The sequence below is a fragment of the Stappia sp. WLB 29 genome (genome assembly GCF_023507705.1).
In the GTDB taxonomy this organism is placed as follows: domain Bacteria; phylum Pseudomonadota; class Alphaproteobacteria; order Rhizobiales; family Stappiaceae; genus Stappia.
On sequence record NZ_JALBGD010000009.1, the window covers coordinates 13,654 to 36,055 of the forward strand.

Here is a 22,402-nt window from a genome sequence, read left to right on the forward strand (position 1 = left end):
AGAGCCCGAAAGGCCGGCCATGCAGGAAATTTTGCAGGAACTGGAAAACCGCCGCGCCGCCGCCCGTCTTGCGGGCGGCACGCGCCGCATCGAGGCACAGCATGCCAAGGGCAAGCTGACGGCGCGCGAGCGCGTCGAGATCTTCCTCGATGAAGGCTCGTTCGAGGAATACGACATGTTCGTCACCCACCGCTGCGTGGATTTCGGCATGCAGGACACCTCGATGCCGGGCGACGGCGTCATCACCGGCTGGGGCACGGTGAACGGCCGCATGGTCTACGTGTTCTCGCAGGACTTCACCGTGTTCGGCGGCTCCCTGTCCGAGACCCATGCCCAGAAGATCTGCAAGATCATGGACATGGCGATGAAGAACGGCGCCCCCGTGATCGGCCTCAACGACAGCGGCGGCGCCCGCATCCAGGAAGGCGTCGCCTCGCTCGCCGGCTATGCCGACGTCTTCCAGCGCAACATCATGGCCTCGGGCGTGGTGCCGCAGATCTCCATGATCATGGGCCCCTGCGCGGGCGGGGCGGTCTACTCGCCGGCGATGACCGACTTCATCTTCATGGTCCGCGACACGTCCTATATGTTCGTCACCGGCCCGGATGTGGTGAAGACGGTGACCAACGAGGTGGTGACGGCCGAGGAGCTGGGCGGCGCCAAGACCCATACCAGCAAGTCCTCGGTCGCGGACGGCGCCTTCGACAACGACGTGGAGGCGCTGATCGCCCTGCGCCGCTTCATCGACTTCCTGCCGTCCAGCAACCGCGAGAAGCCGCCCGTCCGCCCGTTCTTCGACGATCCGGCGCGCATCGACAATTCGCTCGACACCCTGATCCCGGACAATCCGAACAAGCCCTACGACATGAAGGAGCTGATCGTGAAGATCGCCGACGAGGGCGACTTCTTCGAGCTCCAGGAGAACTATGCCGGCAACATCGTCACCGGCTTCATCCGCATCGAGGGGCAGACGGTCGGCGTCGTCGCCAACCAGCCGATGGTGCTGGCCGGCGTGCTCGACATCAACTCCTCGCGCAAGGCCGCGCGCTTCGTGCGCTTCTGCGACTGCTTCAACATCCCGATCCTGACCCTGGTCGACGTGCCCGGCTTCCTGCCCGGCACCAGCCAGGAATACGGCGGCGTCATCAAGCACGGCGCCAAGCTGCTCTTCGCCTATGGCGAGGCGACCGTTCCGAAGGTCACCGTCATCACCCGCAAGGCCTATGGCGGCGCCTATGACGTGATGTCGTCCAAGCATATCCGCGGGGACATCAACTATGCCTGGCCGACGGCCGAGATCGCGGTGATGGGCGCCAAGGGCGCGACCGAGATCCTCTACCGCTCCGAACTGGGCGACCCGGAGAAGATCGCCGCGCGCACCAAGGAATACGAGGACCGCTTCGCCAACCCGTTCGTGGCGGCGGAGAAGGGCTTCATCGACGACGTGATCATGCCGCACTCGACCCGCCGGCGGGTCGCACGGGCGCTGGCGACGCTGCGCAACAAGCAGCTCTCCAACCCCTGGAAGAAGCACGACAACATTCCGCTGTGATCCGCGCCGCAGACCCACGAACGGGACCGACAGAAAAATGATCAAGAAAATCCTGATCGCCAATCGCGGCGAGATCGCCTGCCGGGTCATCAAGACCGCGCGCAAGATGGGCATAAAGACCGTTGCCGTCTATTCCGACGCCGACCGCGATGCGCTGCATGTGAAGATGGCCGACGAGGCGATCCATATCGGCCCGCCGCCGGCCAACCAGTCCTACATCGTCATCGACAAGATCATGGACGCGATCCGCGCGTCCGGCGCCGATGCGGTGCATCCGGGCTACGGCTTCCTGTCGGAGCGCGCCGAATTCGCCGAGCGGCTGGCCAAGGAGGGCGTCGCCTTCATCGGTCCGCCGGCCTCGGCCATCGAGGCGATGGGCGACAAGATCACCTCCAAGAAGCTGGCGGCGGAAGCCGGCGTGTCCACCGTGCCGGGCTACATGGGCCTGATCGCGGATGCGGACGAGGCGGTGCAGATCTCCGGCGAGATCGGCTATCCGGTGATGATCAAGGCCTCCGCCGGCGGCGGCGGCAAGGGCATGCGCATCGCCTGGAACGACGCGGAGGCGCGCGAGGGCTTCCAGTCGTCGAAGAACGAGGCGGCCAATTCCTTCGGCGACGACCGCATCTTCATCGAGAAGTTCGTCACCCAGCCGCGCCATATCGAGATCCAGGTGCTGGCCGACAGCCACGGCAACACGATCTATCTGGGCGAGCGCGAATGCTCGATCCAGCGCCGCAACCAGAAGGTCATCGAGGAGGCGCCCTCGCCCTTCCTCGACGCGGCGACCCGCAAGGCCATGGGCGAGCAGGCCGTGGCGCTAGCGAAGGCCGTGAATTACGCCTCGGCCGGCACGGTCGAATTCATCGTCGACGGCAACCGCAACTTCTACTTCCTGGAGATGAACACCCGCCTGCAGGTGGAGCATCCGGTGACCGAGCTGATCACCGGCATCGACCTCGTCGAGCAGATGATCCGCGTCGCCGCCGGCGAAAAGCTGTCGATCACCCAGGACGATGTGAAGTTGAACGGCTGGGCGATGGAAAGCCGGCTCTATGCCGAGGATCCCTATCGCAACTTCCTGCCCTCGATCGGCCGGCTGACCCGCTATCGCCCGCCGCAGGAAGGGAAGCGCGAGGACGGCACCATCGTGCGCAACGACACCGGCGTCTTCGAGGGCGGCGAGATCTCGATGTTCTACGACCCGATGATCGCCAAGCTGTGCACCTGGGCCCCCGAGCGCATCGACGCCATCGACGCCATGGCCGACGCGCTCGACCGGTTCGAGGTGGAGGGCATCGGCCACAACCTGCCCTTCCTCTCCGCCGTGATGGACCATCCGCGCTTCCGCACCGGCGCCATCACCACCGCCTTCATCGCCGAGGAATATCCCGAAGGCTTTGCCGGCGTGACGCCGGCGGGCGATGCGCTTGAGGAGCTTGTCGCGGTCGCCGCCGCCTGCAACCATGTGTCGGAGACCCGGGCAACGCAGATCAGCGGCGCCATGGACAACCACCGCCGGGTGATCGGGCCGAACTGGACCATCGTGGTGGAGCGCGAGGAGTTTCCGGTCGCCATCACGCAGAACGGCGACGGCAGCTACACGGCCGCCGCGCGCGAGGACGCGGACGGCACGGCGCTGTCGGCCCCGCGCAAGGTATCTCTCGGCGACTGGAAGCCGGGCACGCCGCTCATCGAGGCGAGCATCGACGGACGGCCGCTGGCGGTGAAGGTCGACCCGACGCTGCAAGGTTTCCGCCTGCGCCGGCGCGGCGCCGAGGTGGTGCTGTCCTGCCTCACCCCGCGCCAGGCGATGGCCGCGCGGCTGATGCCGGAGAAGATCCCGGCCGACACTTCGAAGATGCTGCTGTGCCCGATGCCGGGCCTGGTGGTGTCCATCGCGGTGGAGGAAGGCCAGACGATCGAGGCCGGCCAGACGCTCGCCACGGTCGAGGCGATGAAGATGGAGAACGTGCTGAAGGCCGAGCGCAAGGGCGTGGTCAAGACCATCGCCGCCAAGCCGGGCGACAGCCTCGCCGTCGACGAGATCATCATGGAATTCGAATAGGAGCGGGTCATGACCGAGAAGAAGACCGTTCGCGACTGGATGGACCTGGCCTCGAAGGAGCTCAAGGGCAGCGATCCGCAGGACCTCGTCTGGCAGACGCCGGAGGGCATCCCGGTCAAGCCGCTCTACACCGAGGAGGACCTGGAAGGGATCGGGCACCTGGGCACCCTGCCCGGCTTCGAGCCCTTCCTGCGCGGCCCCCGCGCAACCATGTATGCCGGCCGTCCCTGGACGATCCGGCAATATGCGGGCTTCTCCACGGCCGAGGAATCCAACGCCTTCTACCGCAAGGCGCTCGCCGCCGGGCAGCAGGGCGTCTCGGTCGCCTTCGACCTTGCCACCCATCGCGGCTACGACAGCGACCATCCGCGCGTCGTCGGCGATGTCGGCAAGGCGGGCGTCGCCATCGACAGCGTCGAGGACATGAAGATCCTGTTCGACGGCATCCCGCTGGAGCAGATCTCCGTCTCCATGACCATGAACGGCGCGGTGATCCCGATCCTCGCCAACTTCATCGTCGCGGGCGAGGAACAGGGCGTGCCGCGGGCCAAGCTCTCCGGGACCATCCAGAACGACATCCTCAAGGAGTTCATGGTCCGCAACACCTACATCTACCCGCCCGAGCCCTCGATGCGGATCATCGCCGACATCATCGAGTACACGGCGAAGGAGATGCCGAAGTTCAACTCCATCTCCATTTCCGGCTACCACATGCAGGAAGCCGGGGCGACCCTGGTGCAGGAACTGGCCTTCACCCTGGCGGACGGGCGCGAATACGTGCGCGCCGCGCTGAAGAAGGGGCTCGACGTCGACGCCTTCGCCGGGCGCCTGTCCTTCTTCTTCGCCATCGGCATGAACTTCTTCATGGAGGCGGCGAAGCTGCGCGCCGCGCGCCTGCTGTGGTCGCGCATCATGAAGGAGTTCCAGCCGAAGAAGGCCTCCTCGCTGATGCTGCGCACCCACTGCCAGACCTCCGGCGTGTCTCTGCAGGAGCAGGACCCGTACAACAACATCGTGCGCACCGCCTTCGAGGCGATGTCGGCGGCGCTCGGCGGCACCCAGTCGCTGCACACCAACTCCTTCGACGAGGCCATCGCCCTGCCGACGGAGTTCTCCGCGCGCATCGCCCGCAACACCCAGCTCATCCTGCAGCACGAGACGGGCGTGACCAAGGTCGTCGACCCGCTGGCCGGCTCCTATTACGTGGAGAGCCTGACCCATGAGCTCGCCACCCGCGCCTGGGAGATCATCGAGCGCATCGAGGCCGAGGGCGGCATGACGGCGGCCGTCGAAAAGGGCCTGCCCAAGCGGATGATCGAGGAGGCCGCGACCCGTCGCCAGGCCGCCGTCGACCGCGGCGACGAGGTGATCGTCGGCGTCAACAGGTTCCGCCTGGAGAACGAGGACGACATCGAGATCCTCGACATCGACAACAAGGCGGTGCGGGACTCGCAGATCGCCCGCATCGAGCGCACGCGGCGCCAGCGCGATCCCCAGCGCGCGCAGGAGACCCTCGACGCACTGCGCGAGGTCGCCCGTACGGGCGAGGGCAACATCCTGGAAGCGGCGGTGGAAGCGGCTCGCGCCCGCGCCACGCTCGGCGAGATTTCCGATGCGCTGCGCGAGGCCTTCGGCGACCACGAGGCGGAGCCCAAGGTGGTGCGCCAGGTCTACGGCCCGGCCTATGAGGGCGAGCCGGAATACGAGACGCTGGTGCAGCGGCTCTCCGACTTCGCCTCCTCGCTGGGCGAGACGCCGCGCGTGCTCGTCGCCAAGCTGGGACAGGACGGCCACGACCGCGGCGCCAAGGTGATCGCCTCGGCTTTCGGCGACATCGGCTTCGACGTGATCGCCGGCCCGCTGTTCCAGACGCCGGAAGAGGCGGCCGACCTTGCCGTGAAGAACAAGGTGCATGTGGTGGGCATGTCCTCGCTCGCCGCCGGCCACAAGACGCTGGCCCCGCAGCTGGTCGAGGCGCTGAAGGCGCGCGGCGCTTCCGACATCATCGTCGTGGTGGGCGGCGTGATCCCGCGTCAGGATTACCAGTTCCTCAAGGATGCCGGCGTCTCGGCAATCTTCGGCCCCGGCTCCAACGTGCTCGATGCCGCCCGTTCGGTGCTCGACCTGATCGCCGGCCGCCGCCGCAACGTGGCGTAAGCTCCAGGAACGGCGGGCCTTTCCGGCCCGCCGCGCCTCTCGCTTCAGGGCGCGCCGCGCCGTGCGCCCGCTGCCGGAAAAACCGGCGCAAGACCCCTTCCCGTCTTATCCCTTCGCAGCAATAGCGCGGCGATTTCTGCGGCGACCCTTGACCCGCCCTGCCGGAAAGGTCATTTGACAGCGGCCATGCATTTGGGGGATCGTCCCGCGTCAGTCGCGCAGACCGTATCCGCTGCAAGGCGCCGTCCGGACGGGTCGGCGCACCCGTTTTCCTGTTTGGGGTCTCATGAATATCGTCATCGTGGAATCGCCGGCCAAGGCCAAGACCATCAACAAGTATCTTGGCTCAGACTATCAAGTCCTCGCCTCCTACGGCCATGTCCGCGACCTGCCCGCCAAGGACGGCTCGGTACTGCCCGACGAAGATTTCGCAATGACCTGGGATGTCGATGCGAAGTCTCAGAAGCGCCTCAACGACATCGTCCGCGCCGTCAAGGATGCCGACCGCCTGATCCTCGCAACCGACCCCGACCGCGAGGGAGAGGCGATTTCCTGGCACGTGCTCGAGGTGCTGCGGCAGAAGAAGGCGCTGAAGGACAAGCCGGTCCAGCGCGTCGTCTTCAACGCCATCACCAAGAAGTCCGTGCTCGACGCGATGGCCAACCCGCGCGAGCTCGACGAGCCGCTGGTCGACGCCTACCTGGCCCGCCGCGCGCTCGACTATCTCGTCGGCTTCACCCTGTCGCCGGTGCTGTGGCGCAAGCTGCCGGGCGCCCGATCGGCCGGCCGCGTGCAGTCGGTCGCCCTGCGTCTCGTCTGCGACCGCGAGGCGGAGATCGAGCGCTTCGTGCGCCAGGAATACTGGTCGGTGCTGGCCAACCTGACGACGGCGGGCGGCGCCACCTTCCAGGCGCGGATCGCCGCCTTCGAGGGCAAGAAGCTCGGCCGCCTCGACATTGCCAACGAGGAGCAGGCCAACAAGATCGCCTCGTTCCTGCGCGCTGCCTCGCTGAAGGTCGCAAGCGTTGAATCGAAGCCGCAGCGCCGTCATCCGGCCGCGCCCTTCACCACCTCGACGCTGCAACAGGAAGCCTCGCGCAAATACGGCTTCGCGGCCGCCCGCACCATGCAGATCGCCCAGAAGCTGTATGAAGGCGCCGATATCGGCGGCGAGACCGTCGGCCTCATCACCTACATGCGTACCGACGGCGTCCAGATCGCCGGTGAGGCCATCGCCTCCGCCCGCAAGGTGATCGGCAAGGACTACGGCGACACTTACGTACCGGAGAAGCCGCGCCACTATTCCTCCAAGGCGAAGAACGCCCAGGAGGCGCACGAGGCGATCCGTCCGACCGATCTGACCCGCCGCCCGCGGGACGTCGCCCGCTACCTCGATCCCGATGCCGCCCGGCTCTACGAGCTGGTGTGGAAGCGCACCATCGCCTCGCAGATGGAATCCGCCGTGCTGGAGCGCACCACGGTCGATATCGACGCGAGCGGCGCCGGCGGCCCGGCGACCCTGCGCGCCACCGGCTCGGTCGTGCGCTTCGACGGCTTCCTCGCCCTCTACCAGGAGGGCCGCGACGACGAGGAGGACGAGGACGCCCGCCGCCTGCCGGCGATGACCGAGGGCGAGAAGGTGGAGCGCCAGTCCATCGAGACGGCGCAGCACTTCACCGAGCCCCCTGCCCGCTTCACCGAGGCGACACTGGTGAAGAAGATGGAAGAGCTCGGCATCGGCCGTCCCTCGACCTATGCCTCGACGCTGCAGACCCTGCGCGACCGCGACTATGTGCATCTCGACGGCAAGCGCCTGATCCCGCAGGACAAGGGCCGGCTCGTCACCGCGTTCCTGGAAAGCTTCTTCAACCGCTACGTGGAATACGATTTCACGGCGGCGCTGGAGGAAAAGCTCGACCGCATCTCGGCCGGCGAACTGTCGTGGAAGGACGTCTTGCGCGATTTCTGGAAGGACTTCTCCGGCTCGGTGCACGACACCAAGGACCTGCGCGTTTCAGAAGTGCTGGAAGCGCTGAACGAGATGCTGGCCGCCCATGTCTTTCCCGACACGGGCAATGGCGATGATCCGCGCAAGTGCCCGGCCTGCGGCGCCGGCCGCCTGTCGCTGAAGGTCAGCCGCTTCGGCGCGTTCGTCGGCTGCTCGAACTACGACAAGGACAAGCTGGAGGGGAAGGTTCCCAACGAGAACCCGCCCCATTGCGGCTATACGCGCCAGCTGTCGGCAGGCGGCGGCGAGGACGGCGAGGCGGAAATCGCCGACGGCCCGAAGCTGCTCGGCCAGGATCCGGAGACCGGCCTCGACGTGACGCTGCGCTCGGGCCGCTTCGGCCCCTATGTGCAGCTCGGCGAGGAGGCCAAGCCCAAGCGCGCCTCGCTGCCACGCGGCTGGCAGGTCGCCGACATGGATCTCGACAAGGCCTTGCAGCTGCTGTCGCTGCCGCGCGAGGTCGGCCCGCATCCCGAAGACGGCAAGACGATCTCCGCCGGCATCGGCCGCTACGGCCCCTTCGTGCTGCATGACGGCACCTATGCCAACCTGGAAAGCGCCGACGAGGTGTTCTCCGTCGGCATCAACCGCGCCGTCGACGCGCTCGCCCAGAAGCGGGCCAAGACCTCGCGCGGCCGCGCCGGGGCAGCCCCGCTGAAGGAGCTCGGCGCGCATCCGGACGGCGGGCCGATCACCGTGCAGGACGGCCGCTACGGGCCTTACGTGAAGTGGGCGAAGGTCAACGCCACCCTGCCCAAGGGCAAGGACCCGATGTCGGTGACGCTGGAAGAGGCGATCGAGATCGTCAACGCCAAGGCCGGCAAGTCGGGCAAGGGCGCAAAGAAGGCACCTGCCAAGAAACCAGCGGCGAAGAAGGCGGACGCCAAGCAGCCGGCGGCCAAGAAGGCGGTCGCGAAGAAGCCCGCCGCGAAGAAGACGGCAGCGAAGCCGAAAAAGGCGAGCGCCGCCGCGGATGGCGCTGCTTGAGCACAAAAGGGCCGAAACGTCCGCGCACGGCGAAAAAGGGCGAAAAGACCAAGGGCGCGGCGGAGCTGCCGAGCCGTGACGAAATCATGGCCTTCCTCGCCGACAATCCCGGCATGGCCGGCAAGCGCGAGATCGCCCGCCATTTCGGCATCACGGGCGGCGCCCGCATCTACCTGAAGCGCCTGCTGCGCGAGATGGCCGACGACGGGCTGCTGGAAAAGCGGCAGAAGCGCCTGTCGCGCCCCGGCGACCTGCCGCCGGTGCTGGTGGTGCTGGTCACCGGCCGCGACAGCGACGGCGAGCTGCTGGCCGAGCCTGCCAGCTGGGACGAGGACGAGCACGGCACCGCCCCGCGCATCCTGGTCCTGCCCGACCCGCGCAAGTCCGATATGCGCGCGCCCGGCCTCGGCGACAGGCTGCTGGTGCGCCTGACCGGCGACCCGGCCGGCGAGGAGGCGACCCGCGCGGGCCGCATCATCAAGCTGCTCGACCGCCAGGCCTCCAGCGTCCTCGGCATCCTGCGCCAGGCGCGCGGACGCACCTTCCTGGAGCCGATCGACCGCAAGCAGAAGGAACTCGAGATCGACACCAGCGATCTCAAGGGCGCGGCAGACGGCGACCTGGTCGGCGCGCAGGTCACCAAGGTCGGCCGCTACGGGCTGCCGCGCGGGCGCATCGTCCGCCGCATCGGCGCCATGCATTCGGAAATGGCGGTCTCCGAGATCGCCCTGCACACCCACGGCATCCCGCACGACTTCCCCGACCGGGTGATCGAGGCGGCGGAGAACGCCAAGCCCGCGACGATGTCGGGCCGCGAGGACTGGCGCAAGCTGCCGCTGATCACCATCGACCCGGCCGACGCCAAGGACCACGACGACGCCGTGCATGCGGTCGCCGACGAGGACCCGGCCAACGGTGGCGGCTATGTCGCCACCGTCGCCATCGCCGATGTCGCCTACTACGTGCGCCCGGGCGAGCCGCTCGACCGCGAGGCGCATCTGCGCGGCAACTCGGTCTATTTCCCCGACCGGGTGATCCCGATGCTGCCCGAGGCGCTGTCCAACGGGCTGTGCTCGCTGAAGGAAGGCGAGGACCGCCCGGCCATGGCCGTGCGCATGGTCTTCGACAAGGCTGGGCGCAAGCTGCGCCACAGTTTCCACCGGGTGATGATGCGCTCGGCGCTGAAGATCTCCTACGACAAGGCACAGGCGGCCATCGACGGCGAGCCGGGCATCGTCGCCGATGCGGTGCTGGAGGAGATCCTGAAGCCGCTCTGGGCCGCCTATGCGTGCCTGAAGCGCGGCCGCGAGGCGCGCGAGCCGCTCGACCTCGACCTGCCGGAACGCAAGATCCGCCTGAAGCCGGACGGCACGGTGGACGGCGTCTACGTGCCCGCCCGCCTCGACGCGCACAAGCTGATCGAGGAGTTCATGATCCAGGCCAACGTTGCGGCGGCCGAGACGCTGGAGCAGCACGGCGTGCCCCTGCTCTACCGCGTCCACGACGCCTCGAGCCCGGAGAAGCTGGAAGCGCTGAAGGAGTTCCTGGGGACGCTCGGCATCCGCCTCGCCTCCGGCGGCGGCCTGCGCCCGGCGGCGTTCAACGGCATCCTGAGAAAGGTCGTGGGAACGCCCGAGGCCGAACTGGTCAACCAGGTGATCCTGCGCAGCCAGGCCCAGGCGGAATATTCGCCGCAGAACATCGGCCATTTCGGCCTCAACCTGCGCCGCTACGCCCACTTCACCTCGCCGATCCGCCGCTATGCGGACCTCATCGTCCATCGCGGCCTGATCCGGGCGCTGAAGCTGGGCGACGACGGGCTGCCGGACGGAATGGAGGGCCGGCTGGAGATGATCGGCGCCGATGTCTCCGCCGCCGAGCGCCGGGCGATGCTGGCCGAGCGCGACACGGTCGACCGGCTGATCGCCCTGTGGCTGGCCGACCAGGTCGGCACCCGTTTCAACGGACGGATCTCCGGCGTCGTCAAGTCGGGCCTGTTCATCCGCCTCGACGACACCGGCGCGGACGGTTTCGTGCCCGCCTCGACGATCGGCGACGACTACTACCATTACGACGAATCGTCGCATTCGATGAGCGGCAGAACCACAGGGGAAACCTACTCTCTCGGGGACCGGGTGGAGGTCCGACTGGTCGAGGCAGCCCCTTATGCAGGCGCCCTGCGGTTTGAACTTTTGAGCGAAGGTCACTATCACAAGAGGCGGAGTGCGCGCGAGCGCACCATGGAGCGCAACCGCAAGCACAAGAGCGGCGGCGCCGGCCGCTCCCCGAAAGGACGGCCCTCGAAAGGACGGCGGAAATGACAGTCACCTATGCAGGCTCGCCCGAGCTGGCGGGCGTAATCCCTGCGGCCGCAGCTGCGACTGCCAAGCCGAAGCGCGACGTCGGCCGCGCCATGATGTTCGGCGCCAAAGGGCGCTGTCCGGCCTGCGGAACGGGGCGCCTCTACGGCAAGTACCTGAAGGTCGAGCCGGTCTGCGCTTCCTGCGGCGAGGAGCTGCACCACCACCGTGCCGACGACGCCCCGCCCTATTTCACGATCTTCGTGGTCGGCCACGTGGTGCTGCCGATCGCGTTGGCGGTCGAGATGGCGATGGTACCGCCGATGTGGCTGCACACGGTGCTATGGCTGCCGCTGATCGTCATCATGACGCTGGCCTGCCTGCCGCCGATCAAGGGCGCGCTGATCGGCCTGCAATGGGCCAACTACATGCACGGCTTCGACCCGAACGCCATCGGTGACGACGAGCCGGCCTACGACTTCGGCGGAGACGGCCCGCGCACATGAACGAGTTCCTGGTGCGCCGGCTGTCCGAGGCCGAGCGGCAGACGAACAACCCGAACCTGCGGCCGAAGGATGCCGCGACGCTGCTCGTGCTCGACCGCAGGGAGGACGGAAATCACCGCGTGCTGATGGGGCGACGCCACATGCGGCACCGGTTCATGCCCGGCATGTTCGTGTTTCCCGGCGGCCGGGTCGACCCGGCCGACAGCCGCGTGCCGGTCGCCGGCGACTATCATCCCGGCGTCGCCGAAAAGCTGGTCCATGCGATGAAGGGACCCAAGACGCAGGCCCGCGCCCGCGCCTTCACCGTCGCCGCCGTACGCGAGACCTACGAGGAGGCCGGACTGCTGGTCGGCACGCCCAGCGAGCTCGCCTGGCAGGGCAGCGGCGACATGGCCGCGTTCTCCGACCGGCGCTTGCTGCCGGACCTGTCGCCGGTGCGCCTGATTGCCCGCGCGATCACCCCTCCCCGCCGGCCGCGCCGCTTCGACACGCGGTTTCTGGCCGTTTTCGCCGATGCGGTGGCCGACCGCCTGCCGTCGGGCACCGGTCCCTCGGGCGAGCTGGAGGACGTGCACTGGCTGACGCTGGAGGAGGCCAAGTCGCTGGAACTGCCGACGATCACGCTGACGATCATCGAGGAACTGCAGGCGCGGCTTGCCGACGATCCCGAGCTCGACCCGGCCCATCCGGTGCCCTTCTACTACTGGCGCGGCAAGGGCTTCCTGCGCGAGGAGATCTGACGCGCGGATCGGCGCGCGAAACCAGGGATGGCCGACGCCTTCCCGCTTGACTTTGGGCGCGCGGGACGTATGTTGCGCGCTCAGTTTCCCAAGATCAACCGGTGGAGCGTCTTCTCCGAAAAGACGGAGGCTCCGACGTACGGCCGGACACTAGTGCAAGGACAAGAACGATGGCCAAGGCGACCACCATCAAGATCAAGCTGCTGTCGACGGCCGACACCGGCTTCTTTTACGTGACCAAGAAGAACTCCCGCACGATGACCGAGAAGATGGTCAAGCGGAAGTACGACCCGGTCGCGAAGAAGCATGTCGAGTTCCGCGAAGCCAAGATCAAGTAAGATCTAGCGCTCGCATCGGCACTGCCGGCAAAGGCCCCTTCGGGGGCCTTTTTTGCGTCCGCACGCCGGAGACGAAGACGCATCCCGTTGCCTGGGGCGAGAGCGCCATACGTCGGGACCTGCCGAGATGGAGATGCTGAGCGAAAGGCGATCGGCGTCCCGGCGGGCCACGAGGAGGCCACTCCAAACCCGGAGGGACGCCGATCAGGCCCACGGTGTCAGGAGATGCGGCGGACCTGAACTTTCCGTGGGTCATCTTGCGCGGGCCCTGCCGATTACGGCGAAGCCGGCAAGATAACGAGGCGACGATCCGAGGATCTGTCGCCGTCGATTGCTGTGAGAGTACCTGAAAGGTCCGTCGAATCAACACACTCGCCGAGATCGTTAAAAGTTTCTTTTCGTTTTATGTAAATAAGTTCGGTTAACGGGCCGAAGTCGCAAGATTGTTGCGCAAGGTCACGGCGACGTGATCGATTCGCCCCACTTCGCGGCGGCGTACCCGCTCGAAACCGGCACGATGCGCGGGTCCTCGGCCCCTCGTTCCTCGTCCTTCGCACATCCGGTTGCGCAAGGCCCGCGCCGCAGCTAAGGAAAAGGCGCCGTTGGGGGGCGGCAGCAGCAGCCTTCCGTGCGGCCTCGTTTCGGCCGAACGGACCCGCCTCATGAAACAGTGCCTCAACGCCGTCCTCCTGATCCTTGCTGCCGGTCTTCTTGCCGGCTGCGAGACGGTCTCCAAGGAACAATGCGTCGCCGGCGACTGGAGCGAGATCGGCCGCGCCCATGCAGCGCAGGGCTACCCCTCCTCCCGCTTCGAGGATGTCGCCAAGGATTGCGGCCGGCACGGCATCACCCCGGACCCGCAGGCCTATATGAGCGGCTGGGACAAGGGCGTGCAGCTCTATTGCACCCCGCTCAACGGCTTCACCCTCGGCCGTCAGAATACCAACCTGTCGCCGATCTGCCCGCCGAACCTTGCCGGCGAGGCCGAGCGCGCCCACCGGCTCGGCAAGCGGGTCTGGACCACCCGCGACAAGGTCACGCAGCTGGAGCGGCGGATCGACGACCGCCAGCGCGAGATCGACCGCCTGCGCTCCGAGCTGGACCGGATCGACTGCCGCGACAAGAAGGGCGACGAGCGCATCGCCTGCCGCGACCGCCGGAACGAGCTGCGCCAGAGGGTGCAGGATTCGCGCTTCAAGATGCAGGATGCCCGCTTCGAGCTGAACGACCGCCGGCGCGACTACGAACTGACGCTGGCGCAGGTGGACGAGGAAGCCCGCCGCACCATTCCCGGCTACCAGCAGTAGGGAACAGATCTATCCGGTCCGCGCGGTGCGGCCGGGTGTGGTGCCGGGCAGCGGCGCGACCGAAGCGTGCCCCTTGGCATTGCTCTCGCCCGCATCCAGCTCGACGCGATTGCGGCCTTCGGCCTTGGCCCGGTAGAGCGCCTGGTCGGCGCGCTTCAGCATGGCCGGGCCGCTGTCGCCCCGCCCTTGGAACGCGGCAACGCCGATGCTCACGGTCACCAGCATTTCGTCGGCGGATGGCAGGGAGAAGGGTTCCGTCTCGATGATCTTGCGCAGGCGCTCGGCAATGCCGGCGGCCTTCTCCAGATCGGTCTCCGGCATCAGCATGACGAATTCCTCGCCGCCGAACCGGCAGGCGAGATCGAGGCTGCGGGTGTGCGAGCGCAGGCGCCGTGCCACGTCGCGGATCACCCTGTCGCCGGCGTCATGCCCGTGCAGGTCGTTGATCCGCTTGAAATGGTCGATATCGACCAGCATCAAGGCCAGCGGCAGGCCGGCCTCGGCCGCCTGGCGTAGTTCGCTCGCCAGATGCGTTTCCAGGTAGCGACGGTTGCGCAGGCCCGACAGCGGATCGGTGACCGCCATCGCCAGGGTCTGCTCCACATCGGCGGCCAGCCGGTCCGTCGCCCGCTTGCGGCTGACCTGCGTGCGCACGCGGATCGCGAGCTCGGTCTTGTCGATGGGGCGAACCACATGGTCGTTGACGCCCAGATCGAGCGCCCGCGTCACCCGCGCCGTATCGTCCGGATCGGCGATGAGCACGATGGGCACCAGCCGCGTGCGCTCGAGCGAGCGCAGCTGCGAGACGAGGCGCAGGGCGTCGTAGCCGGCAAGACGGAGATTGATGAGGATCGTGTCGTAGGCCCCGTTGGAGGCCGACAGCAGCGCCTGCGCGGCCGACGGCTCCACCGCCACATCGTAGTCGCGCGAGAGCGCCGCGGCGAGCCGTTCGGCGGAGACGGAACTGTCGTCGACGATGAGCACGCTGCCGGGCACCTCGCCGGCCGGGTCGAAATCGCTGGCAAGGCCGAATTGCGAGCCGGTCTGGGCGCGCAGGCGCAGCTCGTCGGTCAGCCGCTTGAGGCCGATGAGATTGCGCACCCGCGCCACCAGCGCGACATCGTTGACCGGCTTGCTGAGAAATTCGTCGGCGCCGGCGCGCAGGCCGCGGATCCGGTCTTCCGAGCGGTCGAGCGCGGTGATCAAGACGACGGGGATATGGGAAAGGCGCGGGTCGGTCTTGATTCGCCGGCAGACCTCGAACCCGTCGAGGCCGGGCATCATCACGTCGAGCAGGACGATATCGCAGGGCCAGTCGGCGAGAATTTCCAGCGCTTCCACGCCGCTCACGGCGGACCGGACCTCGAAATACTCGGCTCCGAGCCGGGCTTCCAGAAGCCTCACATTCGCCTTGACGTCGTCGACAACGAGAATGCGCCCGCTCATACCCCGCCCGTTGGCCCTCGTCCGTTGATCAGTCGCCCAGATAGGAACGCACGGTTTCCAGGAACTTGGCGACCGAGATCGGCTTGGAAATATAGGCCTCGCAGCCCCCCTGGCGGATTCGCTCCTCGTCCCCCTTCATGGCGAAGGCGGTGACGGCGATGACCGGGATGGTCTTGAGGTCGTCGTCTTCCTTGATCCATTTCGTGACTTCGAGCCCGGAAACCTCCGGCAGCTGGATATCCATGAGAATCAGCTGCGGGCGGTGCTCACGCGCAAGCTCCAGCGCCTCCATTCCCGTCCGGGTCTGGAGCGTCTGGTAGCCGTGGGCCTCCAGAAGATCATGAAACAGCTTCATGTTGAGTTCGTTATCCTCAACAATCAGCACGGTTTTAGCCATAGTATTCGCCTTCGTCCCCGCGCCCGGCCTACCCGCGGCTCACGTTCCGGCACCTTGCAGCGCCGGCTTGGCGAGAGCGTGACTGGCGTCGGCCCCTTACCCACGATAGGTACCATATATCGTAGAGGGAATTCGTTTCGGAAAGGCAAACGCGAATGATTGCGCGGCATTCATCCCGGCTGGGGTCCGAGGAAGCGGAGGCGATCGCCACGGACGCCCTCGGCTACCTCGCCTCGGACATGGAGCATCTCGGCCGTTTCCTGGCGCTGGCCGGCATCGGCCCGGCGGACCTGAGGGACGCGGCGAGCGAGCCGGGCTTCCTGATCGGGGTGCTGGAGTTCTACATGGGCCACGAGGCCCTGCTGCTGGCCTTTTGCGAGGCGCGCAGCCTGCGCCCGACCACCATCGCCACCGCCCGCCACGCGCTCGACACCGCCCATGGCGAGGGCGTCGTCTACGGGGAGAGCGGCGAATGAGCGCGCCGACGCCGGTGCTGCCGGCAACGCTCGACCAGATCCGCCAGCTGCACGAGACCGCCCCGGCCCGCCCGGGACGACCGCTCGTCATCTGCGACGTCGACGAGGTGGTGCTGCTGTTCCTCGCCCACCTGGAGGAGCACATGGGCCGCTCGGGCCACCGCTTCCTCAGCCACGACTACAAGCTCACCGGCAACATCGCCGATGCCGCCGGAGCGCTGCTGGAAGCGACCGTGGTGCGCGCGCTGATCCAGGCCTTCTTCGACGAGTGGGTCGAGCGGCAGCAGCCGGTACCGGGCGCCGCCGACGCGCTGGCGAGCCTTGCCGGGGCCGCCGACGTGGTGTTCCTCACCAACCTGCCCGGTGCCTGGAACCGCGAGGGGCGCATCCGCACGCTGACCAGCCACGGCATGGCCTATCCGCTGGTCACCAATTCCGGCCCCAAGGGCGGGGCCGTGGCGGCCCTTGCCGCCGGACGCAGCGCGCCGGTCGTCTTCATCGACGACAGCCCGTCCAACATCCGCTCGGTGCGCGACAGCCATGCGGGGAGCACCCTGGTGCATTTCATCGCCGACCGGCGCTTCTTCGCCGGAGCGGAGGATATCGAGGGAACCGGCCTCAAGACCCATGACTGGAGAACGGCGACCACGTATATTCGGCAGGTGATCGGCGGCTGAGACACCACCCAGCCGAAGGACCGGAGCCGCGGGACATGTCGGGCGCAGCGCCTGTCGGGGGACGTACAGCAGGCGGCACGATGGCCGCCCGCGCCGGCACCGCCCTGTGCCGCGACTGCCTGAGCCGGGCGCCGGCGGCGGTGCGCGGCACGTCCCTGCGCTGCCGCGCCTGCGGCAGCCCGCGCGTGCTCTCCCATCCCGAACTCGACAACCTGTCCATCGCCCATATCGACTGCGATGCCTTCTACGCCTCGGTGGAAAAGCGCGACAACCCGGAGCTGGTCGACCGGCCGCTGATCGTCGGCGGCGGCACGCGCGGCGTCGTCTCGACCTGCTGCTACATCGCCCGCATCAAGGGCGTGCGCTCGGCCATGCCGATGTTCAAGGCGCGCGAGCTGTGCCCCGACGCAGTGGTGATCAAGCCCGACATGGCAAAATATGCCCGCGTCGGCCGTGACATCCGCGAGCGCATGCGGGCGCTGACGCCGCTCGTCGAGCCGCTGTCCATCGACGAGGCGTTTCTCGATCTGACGGGCACGGAACGGCTGCATCACGCAAGCCCCGCGGAATCGCTCGCCCGCTTCGCCCGCTCCATCGAGGAGGAGGTCGGCGTCACCGTCTCCGTCGGGCTGGCGCCCAACAAGTTCCTGGCCAAGATCGCCTCCGATCTCGACAAACCGCGCGGCTTTTCCGTGATCGGCGCGGCAGAGGCGGTGAGCTTCCTCGCGGAGCAGCCCATCGGGCTGATCTGGGGCGTCGGCAAGGTGTTCCAGCAAAAGCTCGCCGCCGACGGGCTGACCACCATCGGCCAGCTGCAGAAGATGGAGGCGGTGGATCTCGCCCGCCGCTACGGCGCGATGGGCCTGAGGCTCGCCAGCCTTGCCCATGGCCGCGACGATCGGCCGGTCTCGGCGACACGCGAGACCAAAAGCGTGTCGAGCGAGACGACCTTCGACACCGATATTTCCGACGTGGCGCGGCTGCGCGCCATCCTGCGGCGGCTTTCGGAAGAAGTGTCGACGCGGCTGAAGGCGGCCGACCTTGCCGGGCGCACAGTGACGCTGAAGCTGAAGACGCCGGACTTCCGCATTATCACCCGCTCGCGCAGCCTTGCCGATCCGACGCAGCTTGCCGACCGGATCTTCCGCACCGGCGAGGACTTGTTGAAGGCCGCAGTGGAGGGAAGGCGCTTCCGCCTTATCGGCATCGGCGTGTCGGAACTGACGGACGGAACGCGGGCAGACCCTGAGGATCTGGTCGACCCGGCCGCCGGCCAGCGCGCCCGGGCCGAGCGGGCCATCGACGCGCTGCGCTCGAAATTCGGCAAGCAGGCAGTGGAGCTGGGCCTCACCAAGGCCGGCGACCCGCGCCGCCAGCGCGACCGCTAACGGCGGAAGGGCCTAGCGGGTCTCCTCGTCTGCGGCTTCCTTCTGCCGCAGCGCCTTCAGCCGGGAAATCAGCGTCCGCGCACCGAGCAGGATATGCGTCGTCAGATGCTCGCGGGCGGCGGCGACGTCGCCTTTGCGGCACAGCTCGACCAGCATGCGGTGCTCGCGGCTCATCCGCTCGCGCCCGCCGGTCAGCCGAATCGGCAGGGGAAAGTGCCGATAGGCGTTGCGGTAGAGCTTGTGCACCAGCTCCAGCGTGCGCGGCCGGTTCGCCGGCGCATAGAGCGTCGCATGGAAGCGCCAGTTGAGATCCGACCAGCTCTCGTCGCGCGGATCGCTTTCCATCTCCGTCACCAGCGCTTCGGCGCGCGCATAGTCCCGCTCGCTGAGGATCGGCATCGCCTGCTCCAGCAGCCAGCCTTCCAGCTGGGCGCGGATCTCGTAGGTCTCCTCCAGATCGTCGACCGACAGGCCCGAGACCACCGCGCCCTTGTGAGTGACCAGGGTCACCAGGCCTTCGGCCTCCAGTTGGTGCAGCGCCTCGCGCACCGGCACCCGGCTGACGCCCAGCTCGCTCGCCAGCTTCTCCTGCCGCAGCTGCGCCCCCTCCGGCAGGTCGCCGCTCAGGATGCGCTCGCGCAGCCGGTCGACCACATGGGCGCTCGTCGTCTTGCGGCGCCCGGCCGGGGCTTCGCCCGACGCGGACCCCGCTACGGTCCCTGATGCTGCACTCGATGTCATCGGCAGAACACGCCTCTGTTGCGGTGTCGGTCGGGCAAGGCATAGCCCGTCGCCCGCCGCGATGATAGCAGCCTTTCGTTCTCGAAAAAATTGAATCCAATATTGAAAAATAATATGCCATAATGAGTCGAGACACACGGATATGGTAGAAAATATCCAATTAAAACGCGGAATTTCTCAAAAATCTCCCGAGAATGAACTGGATACAATATGAGAGAATCGAACGTTCGGACTCAGGTCAAGCCGGCATGATCGTCGTCTCCAACAACGAAGGGGGCTGCGGAATTCCGGCGACGGCGCAACTGCTGGCCGAGGGCCGCTCCGCGCTCGACGCGCTCGAGGCGGGCCTGCGCCTGGTCGAGGCGGACGAGAGCGTGCGGACCGTCGGCCGCGGCGGCTGGCCCAACCTGCTCGGCACCGTCGAGCTGGACGCCTCGGTCATGGACGGCACAACGTTCCGCACCGGTGCGGTCGGCGCCCTCACCGGCTTCCTGCATCCGGTCAGCATCGCCCGGCAGGTGATGGAGCAGTTGCCGCACGAGTTCCTGGTCGGCGAAGGCGCGATGCGCTTTGCCCGCGAGATCGGCGCGGAGGCCGGCGAGCTGTTGATGCCGCACGCGGAAAACGCCTGGAACCGCTGGTTCGCCACCGAAGTCGGCGAGGCCGACCGCCGCAACTGGCCGAACGTGCCCATGCGCGAGCTGTGCAAGCAGGCGATCGACCCGGAGCTCGGCCGCGACACGACGGTGTTTCTCGGCCAGGACCGCAACCGCGACATCGCGGCGGCGACCAGCACCTCAGGCTGGGGCTGGAAATATCCCGGCCGCCTCGGCGACAGCCCGGTGATCGGCGCCGGCTCCTATGCGGACAGCCGCCATGGCGCCTGCGCCTGCACCGGCGTCGGCGAGATGACCATCCGCTGCGGCACGGCGCGGGCGGTGGTGCTCTACATGAAGACGGGACTTTCGGTCGAGGACGCCGTCTACGAGGCGGTGGAGGACATGCGCCGCCTGGTCGGCGGGCTGATCGGCCGCGTCACCATCCACGCCATCGACGCGCAAGGACATCACAAGGTCGTCGCGGTCAACGGACTTCCCGAAAACCACTACTGGATCTGGCGCGAGGGCGACGCCGCCCCGCGCGCGGAACCCGCGGAAATCATAGCTATCAGCGACGACCCCACACCGAGGCCAACGGCGCATGGCCGCTACGAGGTCATGGACCTCTAGCGCTTGCCGCCAGCGGAAGGGCGCGGGCAAAGCCCGCCCCTTGAAGTGAAAAAGACGACCCAACCGGAGAACATGGAATGGCATCAACAGGCATCAAGCTGGCTTTGGCTGCAGTCGCAGGAACGCTGCTGTTCGGAAACGCCGCGCTGGCGAAGGGCACGCTCGACATCGTCAAGGAGCGCGGACGGCTGGTCTGCGGAACCAGCACCGGCATCGCCGGCTTCAGCATGGCCGACGACAAGGGCGAGTGGACCGGCCTCGACGTCGACGTCTGCCGGGCGCTGGCGGCGGCGATCTTCGACGACCCGCAGAAGGCGGACTTCGTGCCGCTGTCGAGCAAGGACCGCCTCGTCGCGCTGCAGACCGGCGAGATCGACGTGCTGCCGCGCACCACGACCTGGACGCTCGGCCGCGATTCCGGCATCGGCCTCGACTTCACCGCCGTCAACTACTACGACGGTCAGGGCTTTCAGGTGCGCCGAGACCTCGGCGTGGAATCGATCCGCGAGCTGAACGGCGCCTCGATCTGCACCGTGCAGGGCACCACCAACGAGCTGAACCTTGCCGACTATTTCCGCGTCAACAACATGGACTACCAGCTCGTCACCTTCCAGAGCATCGACGACACGGTGAAGGCCTATGAGAGCAAGCGCTGCGACGCGCTGACGACCGACATGTCGCAGCTCGTCTCCTACCGCCTGAAGATGGCCGAACCGGACGCGCACATGCTGCTGCCCGGCGTCATCTCCAAGGAGCCGCTCGGCCCCTATGTCCGCCAGGGCGACGACGAGTGGTTCGACATCGTCCGCTGGACGGTCTTTGCGATGGTCAATGCCGAGGAGCTCGGCGTCACCAAGGCCAATGTCGACGAACTTGCCGCCACCAGCGACAACCCGGAGATCCGCCGTCTGCTCGGCCTCGACGGCGAATTCGGCAAGACGCTCGGCCTGACCAACGATTGGGTCGCCCGCATCATCCGCCATGTCGGCAATTACGGCGAGTCCTTCGACCGGAACCTGGGCACCGGCAGCCCGATGCAGCTGCCGCGCGGCGTCAACGCGCTGTGGTCGCAGGGCGGCATCCAGTTCGCCCCCCCGATCCGCTGATAACCGCTGATCGACCGCTGACGAAGCCGGGGGGCGGGCGGGTTCGCCTGCCCGCCCCCCAAAGACCTACTGGTCGCACTCGCTGGTCTGCATCCGCGTCATCTCGACGAGGTTTCCGCGCAGCTCGAAGTCGCCGTAGTCCAGCACCAGCCGCCGGCTGACGCCGTTGTCGTAGAGCAGGAAGCTGAGCTGGTAGATCGGCGTACGCTCGCCTCCGTCGCCTTTGCTCTCGTCGAAATAGGAAATCGTCACCGGCCAGTGGGCGCTCGCCCCGATCTCGCCGACGGCGGCCGCGTCGTCGCGCCCGACATCGCCTGTGCCCTCGCGCCGCGGACCGATCACCGCCGTGGTCTCGTAGACCTTCTCGCCGGTCTCCGAACCGTCGAAGAGATCGGCGACGAAGATCGTCTCCCCCTCCTGCGCCTGTCTCAGCATCGTGACCAGGTGCTCAGTGGGGAACAGGACCTTGCGCTTCAGCGCGACCTGGTTCTCCTTCGGCTTCTTCACGTCGATGTCGATGCCGCCGTCCACCCGCTCGGCCCGCCCCTGCGTCTCCTCGCTGAGCTGCTGGTTGACGAAGGTCTTGGAGACGAACTGGAAGCTCTTTCCGGCCGGCTCCTCGAACGAACTGGTCTGCAGGTCGGTGACGCGGCTGTTGCCGCCCTCGTCGGCAACCTGCGTGACGAAACGGAACGCGACGCTGTAGCCCTCGCAGGCATTGCCCGTGAACTCGTAGACCATGCGTCCGCGCACGGCAGTCATGCCGGTCGCTTCGGCGCTGTCCGTCAGTCCGAGATCATAGACGGCGCGATGCGGCTGCAGCTGAACGCCGGCAAGGGCCGCCCCGGGTGCGCCGGCGATCGCCAGCAGGACGCCGAGCCCGGCCATGGCGAGCGGGCGCGTCCAGTGGGTGTGACACATGAAGCTTGTCTCCTTGGAGCAATCCGAAGCCCTACTGTTGCCCATCCGGCGCGCGCCG

At 67.4% G+C, this 22,402-nt stretch carries 18 protein-coding genes and 2 pseudogenes; 16 read left to right on the top strand and 4 right to left on the bottom strand.

From position 1 onward, the window contains the following. The first annotated feature begins 19 nt into the window (after positions 1–19). From MNI96_RS16265 to MNI96_RS16305, 11 genes and pseudogenes are all read left to right on the top strand, one after another. Entirely contained in the window at positions 20–1,552 is a 1,533-nt protein-coding gene (locus tag MNI96_RS16265; protein ID WP_067215996.1) for an acyl-CoA carboxylase subunit beta, read from the top strand. Positions 1,553–1,589: 37 nt separating this feature from the next. After that, positions 1,590–3,057, top strand: a pseudogene (locus MNI96_RS16270) (acetyl-CoA carboxylase biotin carboxylase subunit); the annotation flags it as partial. After that, a pseudogene (locus MNI96_RS22100) lies at positions 3,051–3,332 on the top strand (hypothetical protein); the annotation flags it as partial. The pseudogenes MNI96_RS16270 and MNI96_RS22100, both read left to right, overlap by 7 nt. A gap of 96 nt (positions 3,333–3,428) precedes the next feature. Beyond that, positions 3,429–3,620: a DUF2118 domain-containing protein gene (locus MNI96_RS22105; protein ID WP_502960355.1), complete on the top strand. Its 192-nt coding sequence runs from the start codon at positions 3,429–3,431 to the stop codon at positions 3,618–3,620. A 9-nt stretch (positions 3,621–3,629) separates the two neighbouring features. Next, entirely contained in the window at positions 3,630–5,777 is a 2,148-nt protein-coding gene (gene scpA / locus MNI96_RS16275) for a methylmalonyl-CoA mutase (protein ID WP_249694854.1), read from the top strand. A 286-nt stretch (positions 5,778–6,063) separates the two neighbouring features. Beyond that, the gene (topA, locus tag MNI96_RS16280) at positions 6,064–8,772 is read left to right on the top strand and encodes a type I DNA topoisomerase (protein WP_249694856.1); all 2,709 of its coding nucleotides are present in this window, start codon (positions 6,064–6,066) and stop codon (positions 8,770–8,772) included. A gap of 86 nt (positions 8,773–8,858) precedes the next feature. Then, positions 8,859–11,093, top strand: a complete 2,235-nt coding sequence (gene rnr, locus MNI96_RS16285; protein ID WP_249695206.1) for a ribonuclease R — start codon at positions 8,859–8,861, stop codon at positions 11,091–11,093. Continuing rightward, positions 11,090–11,578, top strand: coding sequence for a DUF983 domain-containing protein (locus MNI96_RS16290; protein ID WP_249694858.1), 489 nt, complete (start codon positions 11,090–11,092; stop codon positions 11,576–11,578). Before rnr ends, MNI96_RS16290 begins: the two co-directional genes overlap by 4 nt. After that, positions 11,575–12,318, top strand: coding sequence for an NUDIX hydrolase (locus MNI96_RS16295; protein ID WP_249694860.1), 744 nt, complete (start codon positions 11,575–11,577; stop codon positions 12,316–12,318). Before MNI96_RS16290 ends, MNI96_RS16295 begins: the two co-directional genes overlap by 4 nt. A gap of 170 nt (positions 12,319–12,488) precedes the next feature. Further along, positions 12,489–12,656: a 50S ribosomal protein L33 gene (gene rpmG / locus MNI96_RS16300; protein WP_249694862.1), complete on the top strand. Its 168-nt coding sequence runs from the start codon at positions 12,489–12,491 to the stop codon at positions 12,654–12,656. A gap of 662 nt (positions 12,657–13,318) precedes the next feature. After that, the gene (locus tag MNI96_RS16305; RefSeq protein WP_249694864.1) at positions 13,319–13,963 is read left to right on the top strand and encodes a DUF2799 domain-containing protein; all 645 of its coding nucleotides are present in this window, start codon (positions 13,319–13,321) and stop codon (positions 13,961–13,963) included. Between the two features lie 9 nt (positions 13,964–13,972). Here MNI96_RS16305 and MNI96_RS16310 read toward each other — a convergent pair whose 3' ends face one another. Together MNI96_RS16310 and MNI96_RS16315 are read right to left on the bottom strand one after the other, a co-directional pair. Beyond that, positions 13,973–15,409, bottom strand: a complete 1,437-nt coding sequence (locus tag MNI96_RS16310; RefSeq protein ID WP_249694866.1) for a PleD family two-component system response regulator — start codon at positions 15,407–15,409, stop codon at positions 13,973–13,975. A gap of 28 nt (positions 15,410–15,437) precedes the next feature. Beyond that, entirely contained in the window at positions 15,438–15,806 is a 369-nt protein-coding gene (locus MNI96_RS16315) for a response regulator (protein ID WP_067216017.1), read from the bottom strand. Between the two features lie 155 nt (positions 15,807–15,961). On the opposite strand from MNI96_RS16315, the gene MNI96_RS16320 reads away from it, so the two are divergent. The 3 genes from MNI96_RS16320 (at position 15,962) to MNI96_RS16330 (ending at position 18,347) form a co-directional block, all read left to right on the top strand. Next, positions 15,962–16,282 carry a DUF3572 domain-containing protein gene (locus tag MNI96_RS16320; protein ID WP_249694868.1) on the top strand — a complete coding sequence of 107 codons (321 nt, stop codon included), beginning with the start codon at positions 15,962–15,964 and terminating at the stop codon, positions 16,280–16,282. After that, entirely contained in the window at positions 16,279–16,959 is a 681-nt protein-coding gene (locus MNI96_RS16325) for a hypothetical protein (protein ID WP_249694870.1), read from the top strand. The genes MNI96_RS16320 and MNI96_RS16325 overlap by 4 nt, the downstream gene beginning before the upstream one ends. Positions 16,960–17,039: 80 nt before the next feature. After that, positions 17,040–18,347, top strand: coding sequence for a DNA polymerase IV (locus MNI96_RS16330; RefSeq protein ID WP_249694872.1), 1,308 nt, complete (start codon positions 17,040–17,042; stop codon positions 18,345–18,347). A 12-nt stretch (positions 18,348–18,359) separates the two neighbouring features. Here MNI96_RS16330 and MNI96_RS16335 read toward each other — a convergent pair whose 3' ends face one another. Then, positions 18,360–19,088: a GntR family transcriptional regulator gene (locus tag MNI96_RS16335; protein ID WP_249694875.1), complete on the bottom strand. Its 729-nt coding sequence runs from the start codon at positions 19,086–19,088 to the stop codon at positions 18,360–18,362. Positions 19,089–19,336: 248 nt separating this feature from the next. Here MNI96_RS16335 and MNI96_RS16340 point away from each other — a divergent pair, with 248 nt between their 5' ends. Together MNI96_RS16340 and MNI96_RS16345 are read left to right on the top strand one after the other, a co-directional pair. Next, complete coding sequence (locus tag MNI96_RS16340) at positions 19,337–20,317, top strand: glycosylasparaginase (RefSeq protein ID WP_249694877.1); 981 nt, start codon at positions 19,337–19,339, stop codon at positions 20,315–20,317. A 77-nt stretch (positions 20,318–20,394) separates the two neighbouring features. Next, entirely contained in the window at positions 20,395–21,423 is a 1,029-nt protein-coding gene (locus MNI96_RS16345) for an amino acid ABC transporter substrate-binding protein (RefSeq protein ID WP_249694879.1), read from the top strand. 66 nt (positions 21,424–21,489) lie between these two features. Here MNI96_RS16345 and MNI96_RS16350 read toward each other — a convergent pair whose 3' ends face one another. After that, complete coding sequence (locus MNI96_RS16350) at positions 21,490–22,344, bottom strand: cell envelope integrity EipB family protein (RefSeq protein ID WP_249694881.1); 855 nt, start codon at positions 22,342–22,344, stop codon at positions 21,490–21,492. Positions 22,345–22,402 lie beyond the last annotated feature (58 nt).

Coding starts and splice junctions, on each gene's coding strand:
- MNI96_RS16295 (WP_249694860.1), top strand. CDS start 11,575: ATGAACGAGTTCCTGGTGCGCCGGCTGTCCGAGGCCGAGCGGCAGACG.
- MNI96_RS16315 (WP_067216017.1), bottom strand. CDS start 15,806: ATGGCTAAAACCGTGCTGATTGTTGAGGATAACGAACTCAACATGAAG.
- MNI96_RS16325 (WP_249694870.1), top strand. CDS start 16,279: ATGAGCGCGCCGACGCCGGTGCTGCCGGCAACGCTCGACCAGATCCGC.
- MNI96_RS16305 (WP_249694864.1), top strand. CDS start 13,319: ATGAAACAGTGCCTCAACGCCGTCCTCCTGATCCTTGCTGCCGGTCTT.
- MNI96_RS16320 (WP_249694868.1), top strand. CDS start 15,962: ATGATTGCGCGGCATTCATCCCGGCTGGGGTCCGAGGAAGCGGAGGCG.
- rpmG (WP_249694862.1), top strand. CDS start 12,489: ATGGCCAAGGCGACCACCATCAAGATCAAGCTGCTGTCGACGGCCGAC.
- MNI96_RS16310 (WP_249694866.1), bottom strand. CDS start 15,409: ATGAGCGGGCGCATTCTCGTTGTCGACGACGTCAAGGCGAATGTGAGG.
- MNI96_RS16345 (WP_249694879.1), top strand. CDS start 20,395: ATGGCATCAACAGGCATCAAGCTGGCTTTGGCTGCAGTCGCAGGAACG.
- MNI96_RS16330 (WP_249694872.1), top strand. CDS start 17,040: ATGGCCGCCCGCGCCGGCACCGCCCTGTGCCGCGACTGCCTGAGCCGG.
- rnr (WP_249695206.1), top strand. CDS start 8,859: ATGGCCTTCCTCGCCGACAATCCCGGCATGGCCGGCAAGCGCGAGATC.
- MNI96_RS16290 (WP_249694858.1), top strand. CDS start 11,090: ATGACAGTCACCTATGCAGGCTCGCCCGAGCTGGCGGGCGTAATCCCT.
- MNI96_RS22105 (WP_502960355.1), top strand. CDS start 3,429: ATGCCGGGCCTGGTGGTGTCCATCGCGGTGGAGGAAGGCCAGACGATC.
- topA (WP_249694856.1), top strand. CDS start 6,064: ATGAATATCGTCATCGTGGAATCGCCGGCCAAGGCCAAGACCATCAAC.
- MNI96_RS16340 (WP_249694877.1), top strand. CDS start 19,337: ATGATCGTCGTCTCCAACAACGAAGGGGGCTGCGGAATTCCGGCGACG.
- scpA (WP_249694854.1), top strand. CDS start 3,630: ATGACCGAGAAGAAGACCGTTCGCGACTGGATGGACCTGGCCTCGAAG.
- MNI96_RS16350 (WP_249694881.1), bottom strand. CDS start 22,344: ATGTGTCACACCCACTGGACGCGCCCGCTCGCCATGGCCGGGCTCGGC.
- MNI96_RS16265 (WP_067215996.1), top strand. CDS start 20: ATGCAGGAAATTTTGCAGGAACTGGAAAACCGCCGCGCCGCCGCCCGT.
- MNI96_RS16335 (WP_249694875.1), bottom strand. CDS start 19,088: ATGACATCGAGTGCAGCATCAGGGACCGTAGCGGGGTCCGCGTCGGGC.